Raw genomic sequence first — 22,097 nt, forward strand, 5'->3', positions numbered from 1 at the left:
GTCGTGAAGGATTTGAACCTTCGACAAATTGGTTAAAAGCCAACTGCTCTACCAACTGAGCTAACGACCCACATAAACTGATTTTACTATGCTTTTCAGCATCAAATAAAAGTGGTGGGTCGTGAAGGATTTGAACCTTCGACAAATTGGTTAAAAGCCAACTGCTCTACCAACTGAGCTAACGACCCACATAAACTGGTTTTAATATGCTTTTACAGCATGAAATAAAAGTGGTGGGTCGTGAAGGATTTGAACCTTCGACAAATTGGTTAAAAGCCAACTGCTCTACCAACTGAGCTAACGACCCACATAAACTGTTTTTAAATATGCTTTTTCAGCATCAAATAAAAGTGGTGGGTCGTGAAGGATTTGAACCTTCGACAAATTGGTTAAAAGCCAACTGCTCTACCAACTGAGCTAACGACCCGACTTTGCGTCCACATGCTCCGTGAACGCGCCGCATATAATACTCATAATTTTTTTTAGTGCAACAACAAATTCAAGTTTTTTTACGCTTGTTGTTTGTTTGCATAAAAACAAAACAAATAGAGCAAGTTATAGTCAAGTATTACTGGGCAAGACTATCCAGACGCGGTTGAGCCAGCTGTGCTGCTGTACTCGTTGGGTATTCTTCTATCAACTGACGATACAAAACAACGGCCCTACTCTTGTTATTTTGCTTTTGCGCCACCATGGCCAGCTTAAGCATAGCATCGGCTCGCTTGTTTGACCCTTTGTGTTGATTGACCACAATATCAAATTCTTGCTTGGCCTTATCCAGATCACCTTTATTAAAAAGTAACTGTCCTAACCAGTAATGGGCATTGGCGGCATAGCTTGAATTGGGGTATTTCTTATTGAAGTTGCCAAACTCGGTGATAGCCTGCTGATATTTTTTATCTTTTAATACCAGGTTCACCGCATGGTCGTAAGCTTCATTCTCGGTAAGATCACTGCTGTAGTTCACCTGACCTTGATTACCGCTGTCGGTGGCAACAATAGATGCAGGTACCTGGTTGGCGGGTTTAAGCGCTTCGCTGACCCGGCGGTCGAGTTCCTGATACAGTTCCCGCTGACGTTCTAAAACCTGGGTCAGCTGGTGGGTATGTAATTCAGTGGCGCCGCGAATTTCATTAACTTCTGTTTGCAGCTCGTCGAGTTGTTGCTGAATTCTGACCTGGGCACGGTTCCTGGCTTCAAGTTTACGCTCCAGGTGTGCCATTTTCTCCGATACGCTGCCAGGTGGCAGGCTGCTTGACTGGCTAGTTGCCCCCGATTGCCCGGCATTAACATCAAACACCGGAGCGGGGTCGGCTGCGAATACAGTATATGTACCCGCAGTCAACATCATGCCTAATAAAACATTATTTAGTTTCATTAACATCCCATATTAGTAGACTAAAACAGCACGACGGTTTTTAGCAAAAGCAGCTTCAGTGCGGTCTTTAACCATAGGCTTTTCTTCACCGTAGCTCACTGTAGTCAGCTGAGAAGAAGCAACACCCATGTTTTCTAAATAAGTTACTACTGACTTGGCACGACGCTCACCCAGGGCAATGTTGTACTCAGGCGTACCGCGCTCATCGGCGTGACCTTCGATTAATACATTCACGTTAGGGTTTTCATTTAAGAATTTTGCGTGGGCGTCAAGCAGCTGGGCAAAATCGCTTTTGATGTTAGAAACGTCAAAATCAAAGTAAATAATGTGCTCTGAACGCAGTTGTTCAAGCTGCTCGCGCTTGCGCTGCTCTGCAATTTCTGCGGCGCGCTGTGCGGCTGTTACCTGTACATTGCTCTCTGACGGTGTAGATACCGAAGAGCTGCTGCCGGTGTTGGTGTCAACCTGGCTGCTGCTGTCTGTGTCTGAACTCGAGCTACATGCAGCTAATGCGAACATAGGCAAAGCAACAGCTAGGCTTTTAACAGTTTTATTCAAGCGCATTTTATTTTTTCCTTATTCTTAAAAAGTAATTTAACTAATATCTGTTACAAAAAAGGCGACCAGGAAGGCGATTTCACTTCCCCGTCTAACGCAGGTAAACGCGCTTTAAATCGACCGTCTACCGATACTAAACTTAACACCTGGCGCTTATGGTGCAAGGTGCTGTAGATGATCATACCGCCATTTGGCGAAATACTCGGTGATTCATCCAACCGGGTTTTTGTCAGTATCTGGAATATTCCAGAATCCAATTCTTGTTTCGCAAGATGATACAGGCCACGGGTTCTGTTTACCATAACCAGTTGATGGCCGTCGGGCGTTAAAGAGCCCCCTAAGTTCATTTCGCCATCAAAAGTCAGTCTTCTCACTTTACCATCGACTAAATTTACGCGATATAGCTGAGGTTTACCACCCCGTTCTGAACTAAAAATCAATGAATTACCGTCTGGTGACCAACTTGGCTCGGTATCTATCGCCCGGTGACGGGTGATCCGGCGCAATTGTTTGGTCGCCACTGTCATTGTATAAAGCTCGGGATTGCCGTCTTTTGACAATACCAGCGCCAGCTTTTTACCGTCCGGCGACCAGCGCGGCGCACTGTTGATGCCTTTAAACGAGCTGATCAGGCTGCGTTGGGCGGTATAAATGTCTATGGTATAAATTTGCGCCTGACGATTTTCGAAAGTCACATAGGCCAATTTATCGCCGTTAGGGTGCCAGGCAGGCGACATCAGAGGCTCTTTCGAGCTTAACAACACATGTTCGTTATAACCATCATAATCGGCAATTGCCAGCTGATAAGGGTATTCGGCTTGATCACGGACAATAACATAGGCAATTTTGGTTAAAAATGCACCACGGGTGCCGGTCAGTTTTTCATAAATAACATCGCTGATCCTGTGGCCATAACGGCGAAACTGATCAGCGCCGATTTCCACGCTTCTGTCATCGAGAATATGATCTGTAGTTTTGATCAAAGAGCCGTTGCTGAGCATTTGCGCCTGGCCACCGGTTACCTGACCGCGGATCACATCCACCAGCTGATAAGAGATCTGGTAGCGGCCGATGGAGGTTTCCCGGATCTTACCCACCACCAGGGCTTCGATACCTTCGCTGGCCCAGGCAGCATAATCGATTTGTTTATCATCATAAGGGGTTTGCGGGAACTTCATTTCACTGATCGGGCTGAACTTACCGCTGCGCAGTAAATCATCGCTGACCACCTTAGAAATATTTTCCGGTAAAGGGCCGCTGCCGGTCCACTGAAACGGTACTATGGCGATGGGACGGGCGGTATCGGTACCTTCTGTGATCACAATTTCCAGCGTTGCCAGCGACTGCATTGAAAACAACGAGAAAATAAGAGCTAATAGTAATTTAAATTTCATCATTCGCTTCTAAGTTAATGGACTCATAAAGTGTTTTTTCAAACATTAAAATTCAGGTTCAACCGTTAAACTGATAGAACTCATCTGCTTAAAGACCTCGGGATCTTTCGATACCGGCAAGGTCGCCGCTTTGTATATCGCGGTTTTCGCCGCTTCACAAAGGATCCTGTCCCCCTGCCCCGGCACCACGTTAGTCACAAACCCGGATGGTGCAAGACTTATGGTCAATTTACAAGTCTTACCTTCCATTGTACTGCGATCTGTGATCAGATTGCGCTGTATTGTTTGCTTGATCAGCGCCTTAAAGCGGTTAATTTCCGACATCTGTTGCTGCATTCTCGCCTGCTGGCGCGCCGCCATTTCTTCAGCCAGTTGCTGCTCTAATAAACGCTCCTGTTCGGCCCGCTCGCGCGCCTCTTTTTCTTTGCGTAAACGTTCAGCTTCCTTACGTTTGCGCTCGGCTTCCTGCTTTTGTCTGAGTTCTTTGGCCTTTTTCGCCGCGGCTTCTTCTCTTAAGCGTTTGGCTTTAGCATCGGCAGCTGCTTTTTCCGCTTTTTTCTTTTCCGCTTCCTTACGTTTACGGGCCTTGTCTGCGGCATCCGCCTTGGCTTTGGCTGCAGCAGCGGCTTTATCGGCCTTTTGCTTCTCTACTTCTTTACGCTTGCGCTGATCTTCAAGTTTCTTGATGCGCGCTTCTTCACGTGAGCGTTTCTTTCTCGCCTCTGCCGCCCGCTCTTCAAGCTCACGCAGGCGTTTCGCCTCTGCCGCCTTGGCATCGGCTTTTTGTTTTTTCAGCTTGTTGACCTGCTGCTGCAGTTTGCTTTTATCAACGGCTACCGCCTTGATAGGATCAACCACGGGCGCCGGTGTTGGTGTCGGCTTAGGGGTCGAGGTAAAATCGCCAAACAACAAAATCAACGCCAGCCCCGCATGCAGGGCAATACTTAACGACCAGGCAACACCATACTTCGGGTTCACGTATTACTTCTCCGTCGAATCTGTCATCAAGCCCACCGAAGGCACACCCGCCTGCTGCTGCAGCAATACCATCAGCTGGATCACCGCATCATAAGAAACCGCGCCATCGCCATTGACCACGACCGGCGTATCCGGCTCCAGCTGAAGATGCGCCGCCACTAAAGTCGCCACTTCTTCCGCCGACATCGGCTCATTTTTGCTGGTCCCTACCGCCAGGTAGTAATTGCCTTCTCTATCGACAGAAGCCACCAGCGGCGGTTTGCTGTCTTTATCTAACGGCTCGGCATCGGCCTGGGGCAAGTCAACTTTTACCCCCTGAGTGATCAAAGGTGCGGTGACCATAAAAATGATCAGCAATACCAACATTACGTCGATATAGGGCACCACGTTTATTTCGGCGACTTTCCTGCGCCTTACCCTTCTATACATAGGCCGGTCCCCTAAGCTTTCTGCTCAGCGGCTGACTGACGTTGTAAAATACTGGAAAATTCTTCCATAAAGTTGCCATAGCTGTTTTCCAGGCGCTCAACATGGTAACTGAAACGGTTAAACGCCATGACCGCGGGAATAGCAGCAAATAAGCCCATTGCCGTTGCCACCAAAGCCTCGGCAATCCCCGGGGCCACCATTGCTAAGGTTGCCTGCTTTACCGCCCCCAGGGCAATAAAGGAATTCATGATCCCCCACACGGTACCGAACAAACCGATATAAGGACTGATAGAACCGACAGTGGCCATAAAGGGCAAGTTGGTTTCCAGGCTATCCACTTCACGGGACAGGGCCACGCGCATGGCGCGATGGGTGCCGTCGACAACCGCTTGCGGCGTACTTAAACTGCTTTTACGCAAACGGGCAAATTCTTTAAAGCCGGCAACAAATAAGCTTTCAATACCGGTAATATGCTGGCGGGCGGAAACTTCACTGTAAAGTTTACTTAAATCGGTGCCGCCCCAAAATTTATCTTCAAACGCCTTTAACTGCTGTTGGGCATTGTTGAGGGCATTGCGGCGCTGAAAAATCATCGCCCAACAGGCCACGGAAAAACCCAGTAACACCAACATCACAAATTTAACCAGTAAACTCGCTTGTAAAAATAAATCTAATATCGAAATCTCAGCTGACACGTTCAAACGCTCCTAACATAGCTTGGGGAATAGCACAGGGCCTGGAAATAGTTAAATTTACGCAAGCAACTTGCACCTCGGCACGGCACAATACTTGTTGCTGCTCATTAATGATCTCTTGTTTAAACACCAGACTGGCGCGTTTTAACTGGCTGATCGAGGAGGTGATGGTCAGTAAATCATCCAACTTTGCAGAAGCAATATTGTCCATTTCAACCCTTCTGACCACAAGGCCCAGTTTTTGTTCTAAAAAATCTGTTTGTTGAAAACCCAGCTCACGTAACCATTCCGTTCGGGCACGTTCAAAAAATTTTAAATAATTGGCATGATAAACAATGCCGCCAGCATCGGTATCTTCGTAAAACACCCGCAACTGAAAATTATTAGTATTATTTGACATCAAAAACGCTATATAAAAGTACGACTTATTATTTAAACAACTTAACTGACAGCTGCCAGACACGACTTATCGCCTTGGCGAGCGCTGTGTTTAGATGCTGTCAGCAACATAACCGATTAAAAAATCGCTATGCCATGCATATTTTGCCGCACTATAGTAATAGATAATGGCGTTTAGCCACAAGCGCAGATCTCATTTCAATGAAATAAATTCGTAAAAATTATTGTCTTTAAGTTTTTTTCACGAAAATATCGGCCAAAAGCGTTCATCAGCGGGTTTTCGCCCATTTTTTAAAGACAGCTTTTTATGCACTAAACTTTCATAATATTCGCAATTCACCGGCTTTTTTTGCATTTTCATGCAGGCGGGGTTTACAGGCCGAATTTCGCATTAGTTTTTCTAATGCATAGGTAGTATTTTTTTTAGTTTGTACCTATTAAGTAAAAACTCTAATATACACATGTCTTCTGAGCTAGCGCGGTGATTTTCCCCCCTGGTCAGATACCAAATTGATTAGATTCTCAACCATCTTTTCTCTCTGACATGTTTTATGGAACTGTTAACTTCCTTCTATCAACTTTGTTTGAGTTGGCCCGTATCTCTGATACGGGCTTTTTTTTGCCTTTTTTTCAGGCTTTTGTTGTCAAAGCAGGCAGAAGAAGCGCGGTTAATTACATAAACGAGACAGTGCAGCAGAGGAAAATAACGGTTTAGCCGCTATTTTCCCTGAATAAGGTAAGCTGTGGCGGTTACTCGGGACGTACTTTACTAAAATGCTGGTAGGCGAGATCTGTGGCTATCCGACCCCTGGGAGTTCTTTGCAGGTAGCCTTGCTGGATCAGGAAAGGTTCAAGCACATCTTCGATGGTTTCACGCTCTTCTCCGATGGCGGCGGCAACATTGTCCAACCCAACCGGGCCCCCCATAAATTTATCGATGATTGCCAGTAATAATTTACGGTCCATCAGATCAAAACCTTCATTATCAACTTCCAACATATCTAATGCGGCGGCGGCGGTTTGCTGGTCGACATGACCATTGGTTTTGATATCGGCATAATCACGTACCCGGCGCAATAAACGGTTGGCGATACGCGGGGTACCACGGGAACGGCGCGCTACTTCAAAGGCCCCCTGCTCGTCAATTTCCAGGGCAAGAAAATGGGCAGAGCGTTTAATAATCTCAGTTAAGTCGCGGGTATTATAAAACTCCAGCCGCTGTACGATACCGAACCTGTCACGCAGCGGCGAGGTTAACGCCCCGGCGCGGGTCGTGGCGCCAATCAGGGTAAAAGGCGGCAAATCCAGCTTTATCGACCTGGCTGCCGGTCCCTCACCTATCATGATATCAAGCTGATAATCTTCCATTGCCGGATATAAAATTTCTTCCACTACCGGGCTTAACCTGTGGATCTCATCAATAAACAACACATCATGCTCTTCCAGGTTGGTGAGCAGCGCCGCCAAGTCACCGGCTTTTTCCAGTACCGGTCCCGAGGTGGTGCGGATATTAACCCCCATTTCATTGGCGACGATATTGGCCAGGGTGGTTTTACCTAAACCCGGCGGACCAAAAATGAGCAGATGATCCAGGGGTTCGCTTCTTTTTTTCGCCGCAGCAATAAAAATCTCCATCTGCTCTTTAACATGTTGTTGCCCGGTATAGTCGGCCAGCATTTTAGGACGGATGGCGCGATCTACCCCTTCATCTTCCAGGGTGGCATCCGCCTGAATTAAGCGATCGGCTTCTATCATAAGATTAATTTATCCTGTTCAAAACTCGTAGCATGGCTAACTTTTTATAACATCGCCTTAAGGGCATCGCGAATAAGGGCTTCACTGCTTTTGTCGCTGGCAAAAACCGCTTTTACCGCTTTATCCGCCTGGGCCTGGCTATAACCTAAAGACACCAGGGCATTGATGGCATCTCCCTTGGCATCGCTGACAAAGGTATTACTCTCCCCTGACATCAGCGGCATGGCATCGGTGGCCGGCGTCAACAGATCTGACTGCCAGTCTTTAAGGCGATCGCGCATTTCAATCAGTAAACGCTCGGCGGTTTTTTTGCCGACCCCGGGGATTTTTACTATGGTACTGACATCGTCATGGGCGACACAACTGACAAACTGATCCGCCGACATGCCGGATAAAATGGCCAGCGCCAGCTTAGGGCCGACGCCGTTGACCTTGATCAGTAAACGAAATAACTTACGTTCAACCTTGTTGGCAAAACCATATAATAGCTGGGCATCTTCACGTACCACAAAATGGGTATAGATAACGGCTTCATCTTCGAGCTTAGGCAAGGCATAGATACTGGTCATGGGCATAGTCACCTCATAACCGATACCGCCACATTCAATCAGGATTTCAGGCGCTGTTTTTTCCAGCAAAGTACCACGCAGGCGACCGATCACAATTTAACCCTTATTATGTTAACTTTAGTAATAATAAATCTGGGGCCACCTTACCACTAGGTATTTATACAGTAAAGCGGTTATTTCGCGCAAAGCCCTTTATCTTAGCCTGCGGCGCACGGTTTTGGTTACTTTTCCTGCCATTTTACCTAAGGCTTCATGACTGTGGCCGTGACATAAGGCTACCGCCAGCGCATCGGCGGCATCTGCCTGCGGCGTACCCGGCAGTTTTAATATCGTCTTAACCATATGCTGTACCTGGGTTTTATCTGCACCGCCGCTGCCGACCACAGATTGCTTGATTTGCCTGGCGGAATATTCGGCGATATCCAGCCCGGCATTGGTGGCGGCGACAATCGCCGCACCGCGCGCCTGCCCCAGCTTTAACGCCGAGTCGGGGTTTTTTGCCATAAACACCTGCTCTATGGCAAACAGATCCGGCTTAAACTGCAAAACCAACTCGGAGACACCGGCAAAAATCACCTGCAGCCGGGCGCCTAAATCATCTCCGGCGGAGATTGCCCGGATGCAGCCGCTGCCAAGGTAGGTGAAATGACGCCCCTGTTGTTTGATCACGCCATAACCGGTCAAACGCGAGCCGGGGTCTATTCCTAAAATAATACTCAAGTAATACGCCTTATTTTACTTTTGTTATACGGTTTATCTAATTTGTTAATGTGCCAGGTTTGTCGCAATCTCTTCACTGATCTCGGCATTGGAATGCACTTCCTGGACATCATCGAGTTCTTCCAGGGCATCTACCAGGCGCATAAATTTCTCTGCGGTATCGGCATCAAGCTCGGCCCTGGTTTGTGGTATTAACGTCACTTCCGCTTCCTGTGAAGTTAAGCCCGCCGCTTCCAGCGCCTGGTTGATGGCAAAAAAATCCCCCGGCTCGGTCAGGACATGAATATGACCATCTTCCCGGGTTAATACATCTTCGGCGCCCGCTTCCAAAGCGGCATCCATGATCTCATCTTCATCATGTTCTTCGCCGTAGATGATCAGACCTTTTTTATCAAAGAGGTAGGCGACACTGCCGTCTGTGCCTAGGTTACCGCCACTTTTATTAAACGCATGGCGAACTCCCTGCACCGTGCGTTTAATATTGTCTGTCATGCATTCAACCAGGATCGCCGTGCCTCCCGGCCCATAACCTTCATAAGTAACATCTTCTACGACTTGCCCTTCAAGTTCACCGGCGCCGCGTTTAACATTGCGCTCTATGGTATCCCGGGTCATATTGGCCCCCAGGGCCTTGTCAATTGCCAGCCGTAACCTGGGGTTTGAGTCGGGATCTGAGCCCCCTTCCCGGGCGGCAACCGTCAGCTCGCGAATGAGCTTAGTAAATATTTTACCCCGTTTTGCATCCTGGGCCGCTTTTCTATGCCTGATATTCGCCCATTTACTGTGACCTGCCATAAATAAAGTCCCTCTCGCTTTTGTTTTACCTTGTCTTCATTAAACAATGTTAATTTAACAGGGTTAAAAACAAAAATGCAGCTAAAGAATTTCTTTAGCTGCATTTGTGATCGGAACCCGGGTTAACTTTAGCTGCTCTCATGTTAGTTGAGATCAACTAAGCCGTTACCCTTAGGCTTATGCCTTAAAGCAGGAGCTTATTCGGCTTGCTCATCTTCTTTACTTTCTTTCGCTATGGTTTGTACGCCAAGTTCAGCCAGCTGGGCAGGATTTGCCTGACCCGGGGCATTGGTTAACGGACACGCCGCCGTAGTGGTTTTCGGGAAAGCCATCACGTCACGGATTGAAGTAGCACCTGTCATCAGCATCACCAAACGATCTAAACCAAAGGCTAAACCGGCATGTGGTGGCGCACCGTATTGCAGGGCTTCAAGTAAGAAGCCGAATTTTTCCTGCGCTTCTTCATCGCTGATCCCCAGGATACGGAATACCGCCGCCTGCATCTGCTGATCAAAGATACGCACAGAGCCGCCGCCCAATTCACAACCGTTAAGTACCATGTCATAAGCATCTGACAGCGCCGCTGCCGGATCCGCTTCGAGCTGCTCGGCGGTGATGCCGGTAGGCGCGGTAAACGGATGATGCAGCGCGTGGTACTGGCCATCAACTTCTTCAAACATCGGGAAGTCAACAACCCATAACGGCGCCCAGGTATCGCTGACGATATCTAAGTCTTCACCCAGTTTTAAACGTAATGCGCCCAGGGCTTCGGTCACGACATTGTAGTTATCCGAGCCGAAGAAGATAATGTCACCTGTCTTCGCCTGAGTACGGTCTAATAAGGCTTTTACCGCATCTTCCGGCAAGAATTTCAGGATAGGCGATTGCAAACCTTCCATACCGGCGTCAATATCGTTCACTTTTAACCACGCCAGGCCTTTAGCACCGTAGATGCCGACAAACTTACCGTATTCGTCGATGTTCTTACGGGAGAACTTAGTGGCGCCGCCCGGAACACAAATGACCGCAACCCGGCCTTTTTCATCATTGGCAGGGCCAGAGAATACTTTAAATTCAACATCTTTTAAGATATCGGCAACATCCACTAATTCCAACGGGTTACGTAAATCCGGCTTATCTGAGCCAAAGCGACGCATGGCATCGGCATAAGACATACGCGGGAAATCGCCCAAGTCAACATCAAGCAAACGCTGGAATAAGTCACGGATCATAGATTCGGTCACTTCCATCACCTGATCGGCGCTCATAAAGGAAGTCTCGATATCTATCTGGGTAAATTCAGGCTGGCGATCGGCACGTAAATCTTCATCACGGAAACATTTTACGATTTGATAATAACGCTCCATGCCCGACATCATCAGCAATTGCTTAAATAACTGAGGCGATTGCGGTAGTGCAAAGAAGTTACCTTTATGGGTACGGCTAGGTACCAGGTAATCACGGGCGCCTTCCGGCGTGGCCGCCGTCAAAATCGGGGTTTCAATATCTAAAAAGCCCTGGGATTCCAACGACTGACGTACCGCTGAGGTCACCTTGGCGCGAAAACGTAAACGCTCGGTCATTTCAGGGCGACGCAGGTCCAGGTAACGGTATTTTAATCTTTGCTCTTCGGAGTTATTTTGATGATCATCCAAAGTCAGAGGCAAAGGCGCAGCCTTGTTCAGGATAGTCAGCTCTAAGCCTAAAACTTCGATGGCACCGGTGGCCATATCTTTATTAACTTGCCCTTCAGGACGCGCACGTACTTTACCTTTTACCTGTACGCAAAATTCATTACGTAAGGTATTGGCTTTTTCCAATACTTCAGGCAGGTCCGGATCGTAAACAACCTGCACCAGGCCTTCACGGTCACGTAAATCCAGGAAGATAACAGCGCCGAGATCCCGGCGGCGGTTAACCCAACCACAAAGTGTTACTTCCTGACCAATATGAGATTCATTAACCTCACCACAATAAAGAGTGCGCATTTATTTTATCCTGCAAATAAGTAGTCATGGTTTCAGGCACGGCAAACCCTGCCTTAAAAATTGCCGCCATTATACCCAAATGACATGGAAATGCGAGTTTGCAGAACGAGTATCTTAAGTGTTGGCAGCCATTTGCTGTAAAAAGCTGCGCCCTGGATTACTGGCAAGGTACCGGCAAGGGGAATTTAAACCGGCGAATCGCTTCAGGCAAAGCTGTAGTGATTTTTACCTTTGCCTTTAACTTTGTACATCAGGGTGTCGGCGACCTTGATCAGCTCAGGCTCGCTAGCGCCATCTTCCGGGTAAACGGCAATGCCGATACTACAACCTATGTTTACCGTGGCGGCAGACAAGGTGAAAGGCATTTGCGCCTGGTGGATCACCTTATCGGCAATAAAAGCCGCTTCGCTTTTATGGTGCAAACCGGTGAGCACCAAAACAAATTCATCGCCGCCAAAGCGGGCCACGGTATCGGATTTACGCACACACAATAATAACCTTTGCGCCAGCTGCACTAAAAGTTCATCGCCGACATCGTGACCATAACTGTCATTGACCCCTTTAAAACCATCAAGGTCGATAAACAGCACCGCCATTTCCAACTGCTGGCGCTGATGAAAAGCAATGGCGCTGTTAATCTGCTCTTTTAACAACACCCGGTTAGCGAGCCCGGTTAATTCATCATGGGTAGCCATATGATTCATCTGCACTTTCAATGCCTTGGAGCGGCTGATTTCCACCTGCAGGCGCCGGTTCCACAACATGATCACCAGGATAATAATGAAAATAATAAAACCCGCCTGGGCGGCGACCCGCATCACAACATTTTTATCAAAGCCGGTGTCGATTTCGATGCCGAACCAGCGCTCATAAATGTCCTGGACCTTATCCTCGGAAATACTGGCGATGCCCTTATTCACTATGTCTTGCAGCTCGGGCCAGTCTTTGCGGATAGCAAGATGGCTATGTTCGAGATCATGCTCTTCGACCACGGAAATCATCAGGGTGACCATGCTTTCGCGTTTAAGCAGCTCTGAGGTCGCGGCGATGGTTTCAATAAAGCCGTCCGCCAGTCCCTGCTGCACCGCCATCAGGCCCTCTTCCACCGTATCCACCAAACGCAGGTTAATATGGGGATAGTCCTTTTTGAGCCGGCCAATAAGCTGGTAGCCCTTGACGATTGCCAGCTCTTTACCGATAAAGTAACGTATGCTGGACTGTTTGCCGATATGGCGCGGATGTAAAATTACCCAGGGCATTTGCCAGTAAGACTCTGAAAAAAGCAACTGGGCTTTTCTTTGCTCGCTGGATTTAGCACTGGCCACCATATCCACCTGCTTATCTAACAGCGCCTGATATAACTGCTGCCAGTTATCAAAAGCAACATAATCAAAGTGCACCCCGGCCCGCTCACTGATCAAATTCAGGACATCGCGGTTAATGCCGCTAAACTTACCCTGTTTATCAACAAACTCCATCGGCGGCCATTTTTTCACCATGCCGACCTTAACCGCAGAATGTTGCCTCAGCCATGCCTGCTCTGTGTCATTGAGTTTTACCTGGTATTTAAGCTGTTCGAAATAGGGATATCTCTGCTGGCTGAGCCATTTTTTTTCCAAAGCAATTAATTCGCTTAACGGAATATGGGCAAAACCATCGCGGATAATTTCCACCAGTTTTTCATTATCGCTGCTCACCAGGGAAGAAATTTGCGAGTGAAACACCGGCTCATCAAGCAGATAAAAGGAAGACTGCAGATTTGCCTGCACCAGCTTAACCCGCATGTTTTCCACTTCGCTTACCATGGCATCGAGCAGCCCGGCTTCGCCGTCATTGATCATATCGCTATGGCTGGTGTAATAAATGAGTTTGAGTTCCGGGTAGAGCTTAGCCACGTCCTGATGATAAGGTGCTGTTTTAAAAATCCCCACCCGCTTGCCGGCTAAACCTTGCAGATTTTTCATGCCTGGTAAGCGGTTACTGACATACACCCTGGATTGCACCTTATACAGGGGCCAGGCAGGAAGTAAACCATCTAAGGCCCGGCCATTAACGGGATAGGCAATATGTACATCCGCCTGGTGCTGTTTGACCTTCTCTATCGCCCCTTGCATTTCATCGGCAATAAATTCAACCTTGTGGCCGCTGTACTGTGACCACAAGCGCCAGATATCAATAAATAACCCCTGAGGTTTGCCCGAAGGCGATACCGCCATATAGGGAGGCAAGAGTGCGGAAAAGGCCAGAGAAAGCACGCCCTTTTGCTTATTCATGCCCAGCCATTTACGCTCAATTTTCATCAGCTCCTGCGGCGTGATTTGGTTAAGGCCCTGCTGAATTAAGCTAAAAAGTACCGGGTTATTTTTCGCCATCACCGAGCCGTAACGTTTATGATCGTAACTGAGGCGTTTATAGGGCGGGAACATGGCAGCAAGTTTGTCGTGATAGGGGTAATTTTTCGATAAATTTTCGATCCCGGCAAAAACCCTGACCTCACCTTTGAGTGCCGCATCATAAAGCTGGTGCCTGCTGGCATAAGGTTTTAACACCAGGCGGGGATGTTGATTCTGCAAACTCTCGACATGAAGCGAGCCCTTCACCACTCCGACCGCAAAAGGGGTTATTTGCTCAATCGTGCTGACATCGGTTAAATCGCGGTGCAGATATAAATGATTGGCTATCAGATAATTAGGTGAAAAATAAGTAAAAGATTTTTCCCTGTCGCTAAGCTGGGCCATGCCTGCATGCAGGGTCACTTCGCCGCTGCTCACTTTTTCCAGGGTTTCCTGCCAGCCGAAAGCTAAAAACTCAACATCTATGTCGAGTTTAGTGCCCCATAAACGCCAGAGGTCGACCGCCAAACCATCAGGCTGGCCCTGTTCATTGATAAAATGATAAGGATAAGAGGTTTTGTTAATGGCCACCGTCACCGGGCCAAGATTATCCGGGGACAAAGAGGATAAAACAGGAGCAGAAGCATTGAGTGTTTCCAGGCTCATAGTTTCAACGCCGGACGCTTGCATTGCCACAGGCGCTTTCGCTAAAACCATACCGGATCCAAGACCGGATAAAACCGTCAGCACCAACAAAATTATATACAACAAGCGCACTACCACCTTAGACAACTATCTTAGCAACCGGGTAAAAGAATAGCTTTAATTTATGCAAAAAAACCAGCCAACACAAGGCTAAAACAAGAGAATACCGACAACACAGATAGCATCGCCGCCATCCCGCGCAGGGTATTTTCAAGTGGTTTGGCCGGTGAAAATCAGATAAAATACCGGCATTCATTCTACACCAGCGCAAGATAAGATTTGCAAGCATGCAAAAATCAGCAACCGATTTAATTTATTCCAACCCCCATTCCCAGGTTAAAGACTTCACTTTTGATGCCCAGGTAGCGGAAGTTTTTCCGGATATGATCAGCCGATCCGTGCCCGGCTATAATACCATCATAGATACCATAGGCCGATTGAGCCAAAGGTATGTGACTGACAAGTCTAACGTTTATGATCTCGGCTGCTCTTTAGGGGCCGCCACCCTGGCAATGCGCCGGGCGATCACCGCCGAGGGTTGCCAGATCATCGGGGTCGATAATTCACCCGCCATGGTTGAGCGCTGTAAAATTCATATCCAGGCGTTTAAGGGACAAACCCCGGTGGACATCCGCCAGGCTAATATCCAGGAGATAGACATTGAAAATGCCTCTATGGTGGTGCTTAATTTTACCCTGCAATTTATTGATAAATCAGAGCGCCAGGCGCTGATCAGCAAAATTGCCCGGGGATTAAACCCCGGCGGTATCCTGGTATTGTCTGAAAAAATCACCCAGGACGATAGTGTCAGTCGCGAGCTGCTAACCGATTTGCATCATGAGTTTAAAAAAGCCAATGGCTACAGCGAACTTGAAGTGGCGCAAAAGCGCACCGCGCTGGAAAATGTCATGCGCACCGATACCCTGGAAACCCATCATCAACGTTTAACCCAGGCCGGGTTTAACCATATTACGCCCTGGTTCCAGTGTTTTAACTTTTTTTCATTAGTAGCTATTAAATGACCGCTTTTAATTCTTTTTACCAACAAATCGCCACTAACCGCTTAAGCCACTGGCTGCAGACGTTACCGGCACAGTTACATCAATGGCAAAGCCAGCACTTACACGGCGAATACAAGCACTGGCAGAAAACCCTGGATGCCCTGCCGAGTACTCAGCCATCAAGTATAGATCTCAGTGATCGTGTTGCCGCCGGCAGCCGGGATGATATCAATGAAGGCGAATTCAAACGCATCGAAAACCTGCTGAAAAAACTCAAACCCTGGCGCAAGGGACCTTATCATATCCATGATTTGCATATAGATACCGAGTGGCGCTCCGACTTTAAATGGGATCGCCTCAAACCTTATATCAGCGATTTAAAAGACCGCTATGTTTTGGATATAGGTTGCGGCAGCGGCTATCATTTATGGCGCATGCGCGGTGAAGGGGCAAAATTTGTTGTTGGTATCGATCCCACCCAGCTGTTTTTAATGCAATTTAAGGCGATTCAGCATTTTATCGGCGATGACAAGGTCAACCTGCTGCCGCTTGGCGTCGAGCAGTTGCCCGAGCTCAAGGCTTTTGATACCGTTTTCGCCATGGGGGTCTTATATCACCGCCGCTCGCCGATAGATTTTCTCTACCAGTTAAAATCCCAGCTGGCCAAAGGCGGCGAGCTGGTGCTGGAAACCCTGATCGTCGACGGCGATGTCAATACCGTGCTGGTGCCCGGCGAGCGTTACGCAAAAATGCGCAATGTCTGGTTTTTGCCCAGCAGCGAGGCCATGTGTGCCTGGATGGAACGTTGCGGCTTTAAAAATGTCCGCATGGTCAATACCGATGTCACCGCCTTGGATGAACAGCGCAAAACCGAGTGGATAGATACCGAGTCGTTGCAGGACTTTCTTGATCCAAACGATCCAGGCAAAACCATTGAAGGTTATCCGGCGCCTAAACGCGGCATCTTTATCGCCAATGTCTAAGCACGGCAGCCAGCAATACATGATATTCGCCGGGTATTCCCCCGGCTAAACAGTCAATGCCAGAGAAAACAGATAACGGGACACTATGATAGATAAAATTTTCCGCGCAAAATCCACCCTGGAACAATGGCGTATCCTGCAATCCGTGGTGGATTACGGCGGTTATGCCAAGGCGGCGGAAAAGCTCAACAAAAGTCAGTCGTCCCTGAACCATGCCGTAGCCAAGCTACAAAACCAGCTGGGCATCACTTTGTTGGAAGTTAAAGGCAGAAAAGCCTATTTAACCAGTGCCGGGGAAACCATGTTGCGCCGCTCCCGGCAGATCATGCAGGATGTCCAGGCACTGGAATCGCTGGCACAAACCCTGGATAAGGGCTGGGAGCCGGAAATTATCCTTGCGGTAGAAATCCTCTACCCCAAGCACCATTTATATCAGATACTGAATGATTTCTTGCCGCAAAGCCGCGGCAGCCGGTTAAAGATTCGTGAAGAAGTGATCTCCGGCAGTGTCGAAGCGGTAAAAACCAAGTCCGCCGATATAGTGATCACCAACATAGTCCCGCAGGGCTATTTGCCCAACACCCTGTGTAATGTCGGCATGATAGCCGTATGCGCCAGCCACAACCAGGCAATCGCGCAGACGCCGGTGAAGCAGGAAGAATTAGCCAGTAATTTACAGATAGTGATCAGCGAAACCGGGGTGACCAAAAATGAATTAGGCTGGCTAAAGGCAGAGCAGCGCTGGACGGTTTCCAATTTTCATGAGGCGGTCGCCATTTTAAAAACCGGGATAGGGTTTTGCTGGTTACCGACAGCCATGGCGACTCCTTTGCTGGCAAGCGGCGAGCTGAGACAAATCACCATAACCGCCCATCACCACAGGGAAGTCCCTATGCATTTGGTGCTGCCGGACAGGGACAGCGCCGGACCGGGTACTTTATTGCTGGAGCAGCTGTTTTACCGCCACCACGAACTACTGGCTGAAGAAGAGTAAAGCCATTCGCTTTAGCTATACTCCAGGGTTATTCCAAATAATTATCCAGGATACGTTGGTAAGTACCATTTTCCTTGATTTCTGTTATCCCCAGATCAAACTTGTCACGAATTTCCTGAGATTTAAAACCGGCAGAATAAAACCTTTCCTTGAAAATATAATGCACATCCACCGGCTGTAAATACTTGCCGCTGCGGTGGTTATGGAGAAAATATTTAAAAATATTAATATCAAGGATAATAACCTCGGTTTTCCCCGTATACATCATTTCAATCTGCTCCAGCTGCAGTGCCACCTCCCGGTAGTTCAGGGAATAGGCGATAGCATCCCCATACCTGTTGCCAAGGTATTTTTTCGCATTCTGAAAAGCAACGATATTTTTTCCGGTTAAATCTTCAATGACTTTCAGGGACAGCCCCAGGCTTGCCAGGCTGACGGCGACATTTTGGTAAGTAATATACGGCTGGGAAATGTATGCCCCCTCAGACTTAAAATTATGGGGAACGGTAATAATGCCATCAACATTCCAGCGCTGGAAACCACTGATATTACGCCCTAGCGGCATATGAATAAACTGGGGAGTAATACGCTGGGTTAAAAAAGCCGCTTTAATGATATCGAGCTGTAAGCCGGAATTTTGCTCCTGAATAATAAACGGCGGTTTAGATAAGCCAGTGATCAGCTCCACCATAATGCTTTTTGGCTCGTCCGCTATCGGCTGCTGCAACTGCAACTGCTTAGCGGGTATTGTGCCGACACCGGGGGATTTGTCCTCACCGTCACTGCTTGGACAAAAGAACATGATGGCAACAACACCAAGACAGATGAAAAATAACAGCCATTTATTCAAAAAAAATACCCCAAACGTGTATTTATTCATTGGATAGTTGCACAAAACGATGAAAATTAAGTAATGTAGTTAACAACAACATTTGCAGCAATTATCTATACCCCAACAACTTATGGCTGCCGGCTTCAGTACCTAGTAAGGCCCGCCAGCTCCCTTGCCCGGGTATATTATGCAGTAAAGATGATCAGCGTGAGTTAGTCAAATCAGGAGCACTATGAATCAAATATGGACAGAAAGACGCCAGCCCAGTCTCAGTAAACGCCAGCATGATCACCGCAGTCCTTTCCAGCGGGACAGGGCCAGGATCCTGCACTCCGCCGCCTTTCGCCGCCTGCAATCGAAAACCCAGGTGATGAGCAGCGGCCAGAGTGACTTTTATCGCACCCGGCTCACCCACTCGCTCGAAGCCGCCCAGATAGGTTCGGGCATCACCGCCCAACTGCGCTCCAAATATCCGGAGCAGACGGCGCTGTTACTGCCCAGCGATGATACCCTGATAGAGTCCATCTGCCTGGCCCATGATATCGGCCATCCGCCGTTTGGTCACGGCGGTGAAGTGGCCCTGCATTATATGATGAAGGGCCACGGCGGCTTTGAAGGCAACGGCCAGACCTTTCGTATTGTCGCCCGGCTTGAGCCCTTTAGCGAACGTTTCGGCATGAATCTGACCCGGCGCACCTTACTCGGTCTGCTGAAATATCCGCAAACCATAGACAATCTCAAACGGGAAGAAACACCGGCTTTTCCGGATAACTTCCGCCAGTTAAATGCCCGTGACTGGCATCCCCCCAAAGGCATTTACCAGGATGATGACGATATTCTCGACTGGGTGTTATTGCCGCTGTCCGCCAAAGATAAAACCCTGTTTCAACAATTTAAGGAGAAAAACGGCCAGCACCATAAAACCCGGTTTAAGTCTTTTGACTGCTCGGTGATGGAACTGGCGGATGATATTGCCTACGGTATCCATGATCTTGAAGACGCCATAGTGACCGGCATCGTCAGCCGTAATGATTTTGAGCAGCATGTTATCGAAAAACTGGCCCGGGTGGACGATGCCTGGATACAGGAGTTCAGTCAGGGGCTGACAGACAAACTGTTCAGCGACAAACAGTATCTGCAAAAAGATGCCATCGGCGGCCTGGTCAATTACCTGATCACCGCCATAGAACTGCACGACATCAATGATAACGGCGAAGTTCAGTTTCAGGAAACCCTGCTCAGGTTTAACGCGGTATTGCCCAGCATCACAGCCCAGGTATTGCAAATCTTTAAAGACTTTGTTTTTCAATATGTCATACGGCAAACCTCGATACAGAGGCTGGAATACCGCGGCCAGCAAATCGTGATGGAGTTATTTGAAGCCCTGGCGTCAGATCCGCAGCGTTTGTTACCCGCCAATACCGCCAGGCGCTGGCTCGAAGCCAGTCATAACTATGATAATCCCCACAGGATCATTGCCGATTATGTCGCCGGTATGACCGACGATTATGCCACCCGCCTCTACCAGACACTGTTTGTGCCAAGGGCATAACAACAACTCCATAACCGGGGCTAAATATTCACAAACCACCTTAGCCCCGGCTGTTACCAAATGCCAGCACCACAGAAAAATGCGCCTTTTCCTGCCTGACGGCCAAGGTCCAGTCCAGGCGCTGGCAGATTTTCTTCGCCATCACCAGGCCTAAGCCATAACCGTAATCCCGGGGATCGCTGTTTTCCATCAGTCCGACATCATTTTCGATTACCAGTTCTTGGGGTTGTAAATGAAAATGGATAAAGGTATCGGCATACTGGGCGGCATTTTTGATTAACTGACACAACAATAATTTCACTAAGGCATCATGGCTCGTCAACACCAGGGATTCACAGGCAAAGGTAAATTCCTGTTTCAGCCCTTCGCCCAGCAAGGTATGGCTAAGCTGCCGGATTAACCCCGCCAGTTCTATGGTTTGCTCCTGCTGCCCGGCATCAAGCCATAGCTGCAGCACGGCGGCACTGATCTGGTTAAGATCTTCGCTAAGCTGTTTAACATCCTCAATGATTTCAACCGAAGCATAGGGCAAATCATCGAGCTGATCGAGCAGCGCCAAGTTGGTATTGAGTTTCGACAGCGGCTGGCGGATTTCATGGCTGAGAAAATTGGCAAACTCCCGCTCCCGTTTGATCACCTGCTGTTTTTCCCGGTAATGGTGTTTCACCGACTGCAGCGCCTGGTCAAAATCACGGATCATCAAAGGGGGCAGCTTTTGCCCCAAGGCGGTTTCTTGCTCTGCCAGCGGATCTTTAAGATGTAAAGACAATAGCTTCAGCTGGGATTTCAGCCGGTAGATCACCAGCAGGATCACCACTAAAACCGCGGCAAAGGCCAGCAGGCCAACCAGCAAAAATAACGGCGCCAGGTTCACCGTCTCACTTTTATCAAAGCGGTGCAGCAGGTAAAACACCTCCTGAGATGCCTGCTGCTGATAGGCAAGAAAATAAATATCCTGCTCCTGGGTTTCAATAAACACCGCCCTGTTCACTTGCCCCGGGCGCCAGTGAGCTTCAACCTGCTCGCGGATAAAGGCAGGGATCTGCTGATAATCACGGTAAAACTCCCGAAAACCGCTATTGAGGATGTCCGGCGCTATGCCTTCCTGCTCAAGAAAAAGGGCATTTTCGGCATCTTCAAACAAATAAAACTCTGCGGTACCGTCGAGGGCAAAAAAGTAACCGGCGCGGGAAATAAAAAACCATAACAGCACAATCACAGCAATACTGCCGAGTAAACGCCAGGCAATATAATGCACCAGTGAGCGGCGCTTATCTGCCTTGGCTAAAGCAGGCGTATTCTCCTTATTGACCTCAGTCAGCTTCACGTAATGCCACTCCCTGTTTCGGGGCTATGCTCAGCAAAGCTGCCTCATGTTTGCGGCTGATATTATTACGCAGGCGCGAGATCAGCGACTTATACATATCGTTGCTGGCATCGGTGTCCACCCAGATCGTCGATAAGATGGTTGCTTTGGGAACATAAGCCGGGCTGGAGCGGCATAACAGCGCCAGCAGCTGCCATTGCTGGGGAGACAGGGTGATCCCCCGCCCTGCCCTTTGAATGATTTTTTCTGAGAAATTCACTTGCAGATCTGCCAGGGTAAAAGTATCGGCATGCTCCGGCTGTTTTCGCGCCAACAGCTTTAACCGTATCGCCAGCTCCGCCATGGCAAACGGCTTGGTCAGGTAATCCAGGGCGCCGGCTTCAAAAGCGGCAACTTTATCTTCCAAAGCGGATTGTCCCGTTAAAAATAAGATCGGAATTTGCGGCAAGGTCTGTCTGAGTGTTTTTGCCAGCATCACGCCATTGCCGTCGGGTAAATTCATATCCAGGATGATGGCATCATAAACCCCCTCAGGAGCCGAAGCGGCATCTTCACTGATGGCCAACGCCTGTCTGATGCCGGCGGCATAATCAACTTCTATGCCTTCATTTTCCAAAAAATGAATGGTCTGCTGGGCTAACTTGCTATCATCTTCAACAAAAAGCACTATCATATCGGGATTAACATTCGCGAAATATTGTCTTCAATGGCG

The 22,097-nt window shown here is 48.4% G+C and carries 20 protein-coding genes and 3 tRNA genes; 4 read left to right on the top strand and 19 right to left on the bottom strand.

Annotated features, from left to right (window positions below):
* Positions 1–112: 112 nt before the first annotated feature.
* The 16 genes from QL234_RS12865 to QL234_RS12940 form a co-directional block, all read right to left on the bottom strand.
* Positions 113–188, bottom strand: a tRNA-Lys gene (locus QL234_RS12865).
* Between the two features lie 43 nt (positions 189–231).
* Positions 232–307: transfer RNA gene (locus QL234_RS12870), tRNA-Lys, on the bottom strand.
* Positions 308–351: 44 nt separating this feature from the next.
* Positions 352–427: transfer RNA gene (locus QL234_RS12875), tRNA-Lys, on the bottom strand.
* A 141-nt stretch (positions 428–568) separates the two neighbouring features.
* Entirely contained in the window at positions 569–1,378 is an 810-nt protein-coding gene (ybgF, locus tag QL234_RS12880) for a tol-pal system protein YbgF (protein ID WP_281558244.1), read from the bottom strand.
* 12 nt (positions 1,379–1,390) lie between these two features.
* Positions 1,391–1,942, bottom strand: a complete 552-nt coding sequence (gene pal / locus QL234_RS12885; RefSeq protein WP_281558245.1) for a peptidoglycan-associated lipoprotein Pal — start codon at positions 1,940–1,942, stop codon at positions 1,391–1,393.
* Positions 1,943–1,986: 44 nt separating this feature from the next.
* Positions 1,987–3,330 carry a Tol-Pal system beta propeller repeat protein TolB gene (tolB, locus tag QL234_RS12890; RefSeq protein WP_281558623.1) on the bottom strand — a complete coding sequence of 448 codons (1,344 nt, stop codon included), beginning with the start codon at positions 3,328–3,330 and terminating at the stop codon, positions 1,987–1,989.
* Positions 3,331–3,375: 45 nt separating this feature from the next.
* On the bottom strand, positions 3,376–4,308 hold the full coding sequence (tolA, locus tag QL234_RS12895) for a cell envelope integrity protein TolA (RefSeq protein WP_044833601.1): 933 nt from the start codon (positions 4,306–4,308) through the stop codon (positions 3,376–3,378).
* Between the two features lie 3 nt (positions 4,309–4,311).
* Positions 4,312–4,737, bottom strand: a complete 426-nt coding sequence (tolR, locus tag QL234_RS12900; protein WP_044833600.1) for a protein TolR — start codon at positions 4,735–4,737, stop codon at positions 4,312–4,314.
* Between the two features lie 11 nt (positions 4,738–4,748).
* Positions 4,749–5,432, bottom strand: a complete 684-nt coding sequence (tolQ, locus tag QL234_RS12905) for a protein TolQ (protein WP_281558246.1) — start codon at positions 5,430–5,432, stop codon at positions 4,749–4,751.
* Positions 5,422–5,832 carry a tol-pal system-associated acyl-CoA thioesterase gene (ybgC, locus tag QL234_RS12910; protein WP_281558247.1) on the bottom strand — a complete coding sequence of 137 codons (411 nt, stop codon included), beginning with the start codon at positions 5,830–5,832 and terminating at the stop codon, positions 5,422–5,424. Before ybgC ends, tolQ begins: the two co-directional genes overlap by 11 nt.
* Before the next feature lie 749 nt (positions 5,833–6,581).
* Complete coding sequence (gene ruvB, locus QL234_RS12915; RefSeq protein WP_281558248.1) at positions 6,582–7,586, bottom strand: Holliday junction branch migration DNA helicase RuvB; 1,005 nt, start codon at positions 7,584–7,586, stop codon at positions 6,582–6,584.
* 44 nt (positions 7,587–7,630) lie between these two features.
* Complete coding sequence (gene ruvA, locus QL234_RS12920; RefSeq protein WP_281558249.1) at positions 7,631–8,248, bottom strand: Holliday junction branch migration protein RuvA; 618 nt, start codon at positions 8,246–8,248, stop codon at positions 7,631–7,633.
* A gap of 99 nt (positions 8,249–8,347) precedes the next feature.
* Positions 8,348–8,875, bottom strand: a complete 528-nt coding sequence (gene ruvC / locus QL234_RS12925) for a crossover junction endodeoxyribonuclease RuvC (RefSeq protein WP_044833595.1) — start codon at positions 8,873–8,875, stop codon at positions 8,348–8,350.
* 45 nt (positions 8,876–8,920) lie between these two features.
* Entirely contained in the window at positions 8,921–9,670 is a 750-nt protein-coding gene (locus tag QL234_RS12930) for a YebC/PmpR family DNA-binding transcriptional regulator (protein WP_281558250.1), read from the bottom strand.
* A gap of 197 nt (positions 9,671–9,867) precedes the next feature.
* Positions 9,868–11,658, bottom strand: coding sequence for an aspartate--tRNA ligase (gene aspS, locus QL234_RS12935; RefSeq protein ID WP_281558251.1), 1,791 nt, complete (start codon positions 11,656–11,658; stop codon positions 9,868–9,870).
* 203 nt (positions 11,659–11,861) lie between these two features.
* Positions 11,862–14,708 (bottom strand): transporter substrate-binding domain-containing protein, encoded by a 2,847-nt coding sequence (locus QL234_RS12940; RefSeq protein ID WP_281558252.1) that lies wholly within the window; start codon positions 14,706–14,708, stop codon positions 11,862–11,864.
* A gap of 275 nt (positions 14,709–14,983) precedes the next feature.
* Here QL234_RS12940 and cmoA point away from each other — a divergent pair, with 275 nt between their 5' ends.
* From cmoA to QL234_RS12955, 3 genes are all read left to right on the top strand, one after another.
* Positions 14,984–15,718 carry a carboxy-S-adenosyl-L-methionine synthase CmoA gene (gene cmoA, locus QL234_RS12945; protein WP_281558253.1) on the top strand — a complete coding sequence of 245 codons (735 nt, stop codon included), beginning with the start codon at positions 14,984–14,986 and terminating at the stop codon, positions 15,716–15,718.
* Positions 15,715–16,680, top strand: coding sequence for a tRNA 5-methoxyuridine(34)/uridine 5-oxyacetic acid(34) synthase CmoB (gene cmoB / locus QL234_RS12950; RefSeq protein WP_281558254.1), 966 nt, complete (start codon positions 15,715–15,717; stop codon positions 16,678–16,680). Before cmoA ends, cmoB begins: the two co-directional genes overlap by 4 nt.
* 85 nt (positions 16,681–16,765) lie before the next feature.
* Positions 16,766–17,674, top strand: a complete 909-nt coding sequence (locus QL234_RS12955; protein ID WP_281558255.1) for a LysR family transcriptional regulator — start codon at positions 16,766–16,768, stop codon at positions 17,672–17,674.
* A 28-nt stretch (positions 17,675–17,702) separates the two neighbouring features.
* On the opposite strand, the gene QL234_RS12960 is transcribed toward QL234_RS12955, so the two are convergent.
* The gene (locus tag QL234_RS12960; RefSeq protein ID WP_281558256.1) at positions 17,703–18,524 is read right to left on the bottom strand and encodes a transporter substrate-binding domain-containing protein; all 822 of its coding nucleotides are present in this window, start codon (positions 18,522–18,524) and stop codon (positions 17,703–17,705) included.
* Positions 18,525–18,738: 214 nt separating this feature from the next.
* Between QL234_RS12960 and QL234_RS12965 the strand changes: the two genes are divergently transcribed.
* Positions 18,739–20,058: an anti-phage deoxyguanosine triphosphatase gene (locus tag QL234_RS12965; protein WP_281558257.1), complete on the top strand. Its 1,320-nt coding sequence runs from the start codon at positions 18,739–18,741 to the stop codon at positions 20,056–20,058.
* A gap of 40 nt (positions 20,059–20,098) precedes the next feature.
* Here QL234_RS12965 and QL234_RS12970 read toward each other — a convergent pair whose 3' ends face one another.
* Together QL234_RS12970 and QL234_RS12975 are read right to left on the bottom strand one after the other, a co-directional pair.
* Positions 20,099–21,385: a hypothetical protein gene (locus tag QL234_RS12970; protein ID WP_281558258.1), complete on the bottom strand. Its 1,287-nt coding sequence runs from the start codon at positions 21,383–21,385 to the stop codon at positions 20,099–20,101.
* On the bottom strand, positions 21,372–22,058 hold the full coding sequence (locus tag QL234_RS12975) for a response regulator transcription factor (protein WP_281558259.1): 687 nt from the start codon (positions 22,056–22,058) through the stop codon (positions 21,372–21,374). The genes QL234_RS12970 and QL234_RS12975 overlap by 14 nt, the downstream gene beginning before the upstream one ends.
* Between the last annotated feature and the right edge of the window lie 39 nt (positions 22,059–22,097).

This window comes from Thalassomonas sp. RHCl1 (genome assembly GCF_947387555.1).
In the GTDB taxonomy this organism is placed as follows: Bacteria; Pseudomonadota; Gammaproteobacteria; order Enterobacterales; family Alteromonadaceae; genus Thalassomonas.

What these genes read in the sequence shown, in the direction of transcription:
- ybgF (WP_281558244.1), bottom strand. Translation starts at nt 1,378, where the DNA reads ATGAAACTAAATAATGTTTTATTAGGCATGATGTTGACTGCGGGTACA.
- pal (WP_281558245.1), bottom strand. Translation starts at nt 1,942, where the DNA reads ATGCGCTTGAATAAAACTGTTAAAAGCCTAGCTGTTGCTTTGCCTATG.
- tolB (WP_281558623.1), bottom strand. Translation starts at nt 3,330, where the DNA reads ATGAAATTTAAATTACTATTAGCTCTTATTTTCTCGTTGTTTTCAATG.
- tolR (WP_044833600.1), bottom strand. Translation starts at nt 4,737, where the DNA reads ATGTATAGAAGGGTAAGGCGCAGGAAAGTCGCCGAAATAAACGTGGTG.
- ybgC (WP_281558247.1), bottom strand. Translation starts at nt 5,832, where the DNA reads ATGTCAAATAATACTAATAATTTTCAGTTGCGGGTGTTTTACGAAGAT.
- ruvB (WP_281558248.1), bottom strand. Translation starts at nt 7,586, where the DNA reads ATGATAGAAGCCGATCGCTTAATTCAGGCGGATGCCACCCTGGAAGAT.
- QL234_RS12930 (WP_281558250.1), bottom strand. Translation starts at nt 9,670, where the DNA reads ATGGCAGGTCACAGTAAATGGGCGAATATCAGGCATAGAAAAGCGGCC.
- aspS (WP_281558251.1), bottom strand. Translation starts at nt 11,658, where the DNA reads ATGCGCACTCTTTATTGTGGTGAGGTTAATGAATCTCATATTGGTCAG.
- QL234_RS12940 (WP_281558252.1), bottom strand. Translation starts at nt 14,708, where the DNA reads ATGGTTTTAGCGAAAGCGCCTGTGGCAATGCAAGCGTCCGGCGTTGAA.
- cmoA (WP_281558253.1), top strand. Translation starts at nt 14,984, where the DNA reads ATGCAAAAATCAGCAACCGATTTAATTTATTCCAACCCCCATTCCCAG.
- cmoB (WP_281558254.1), top strand. Translation starts at nt 15,715, where the DNA reads ATGACCGCTTTTAATTCTTTTTACCAACAAATCGCCACTAACCGCTTA.
- QL234_RS12955 (WP_281558255.1), top strand. Translation starts at nt 16,766, where the DNA reads ATGATAGATAAAATTTTCCGCGCAAAATCCACCCTGGAACAATGGCGT.
- QL234_RS12965 (WP_281558257.1), top strand. Translation starts at nt 18,739, where the DNA reads ATGAATCAAATATGGACAGAAAGACGCCAGCCCAGTCTCAGTAAACGC.
- QL234_RS12975 (WP_281558259.1), bottom strand. Translation starts at nt 22,058, where the DNA reads ATGATAGTGCTTTTTGTTGAAGATGATAGCAAGTTAGCCCAGCAGACC.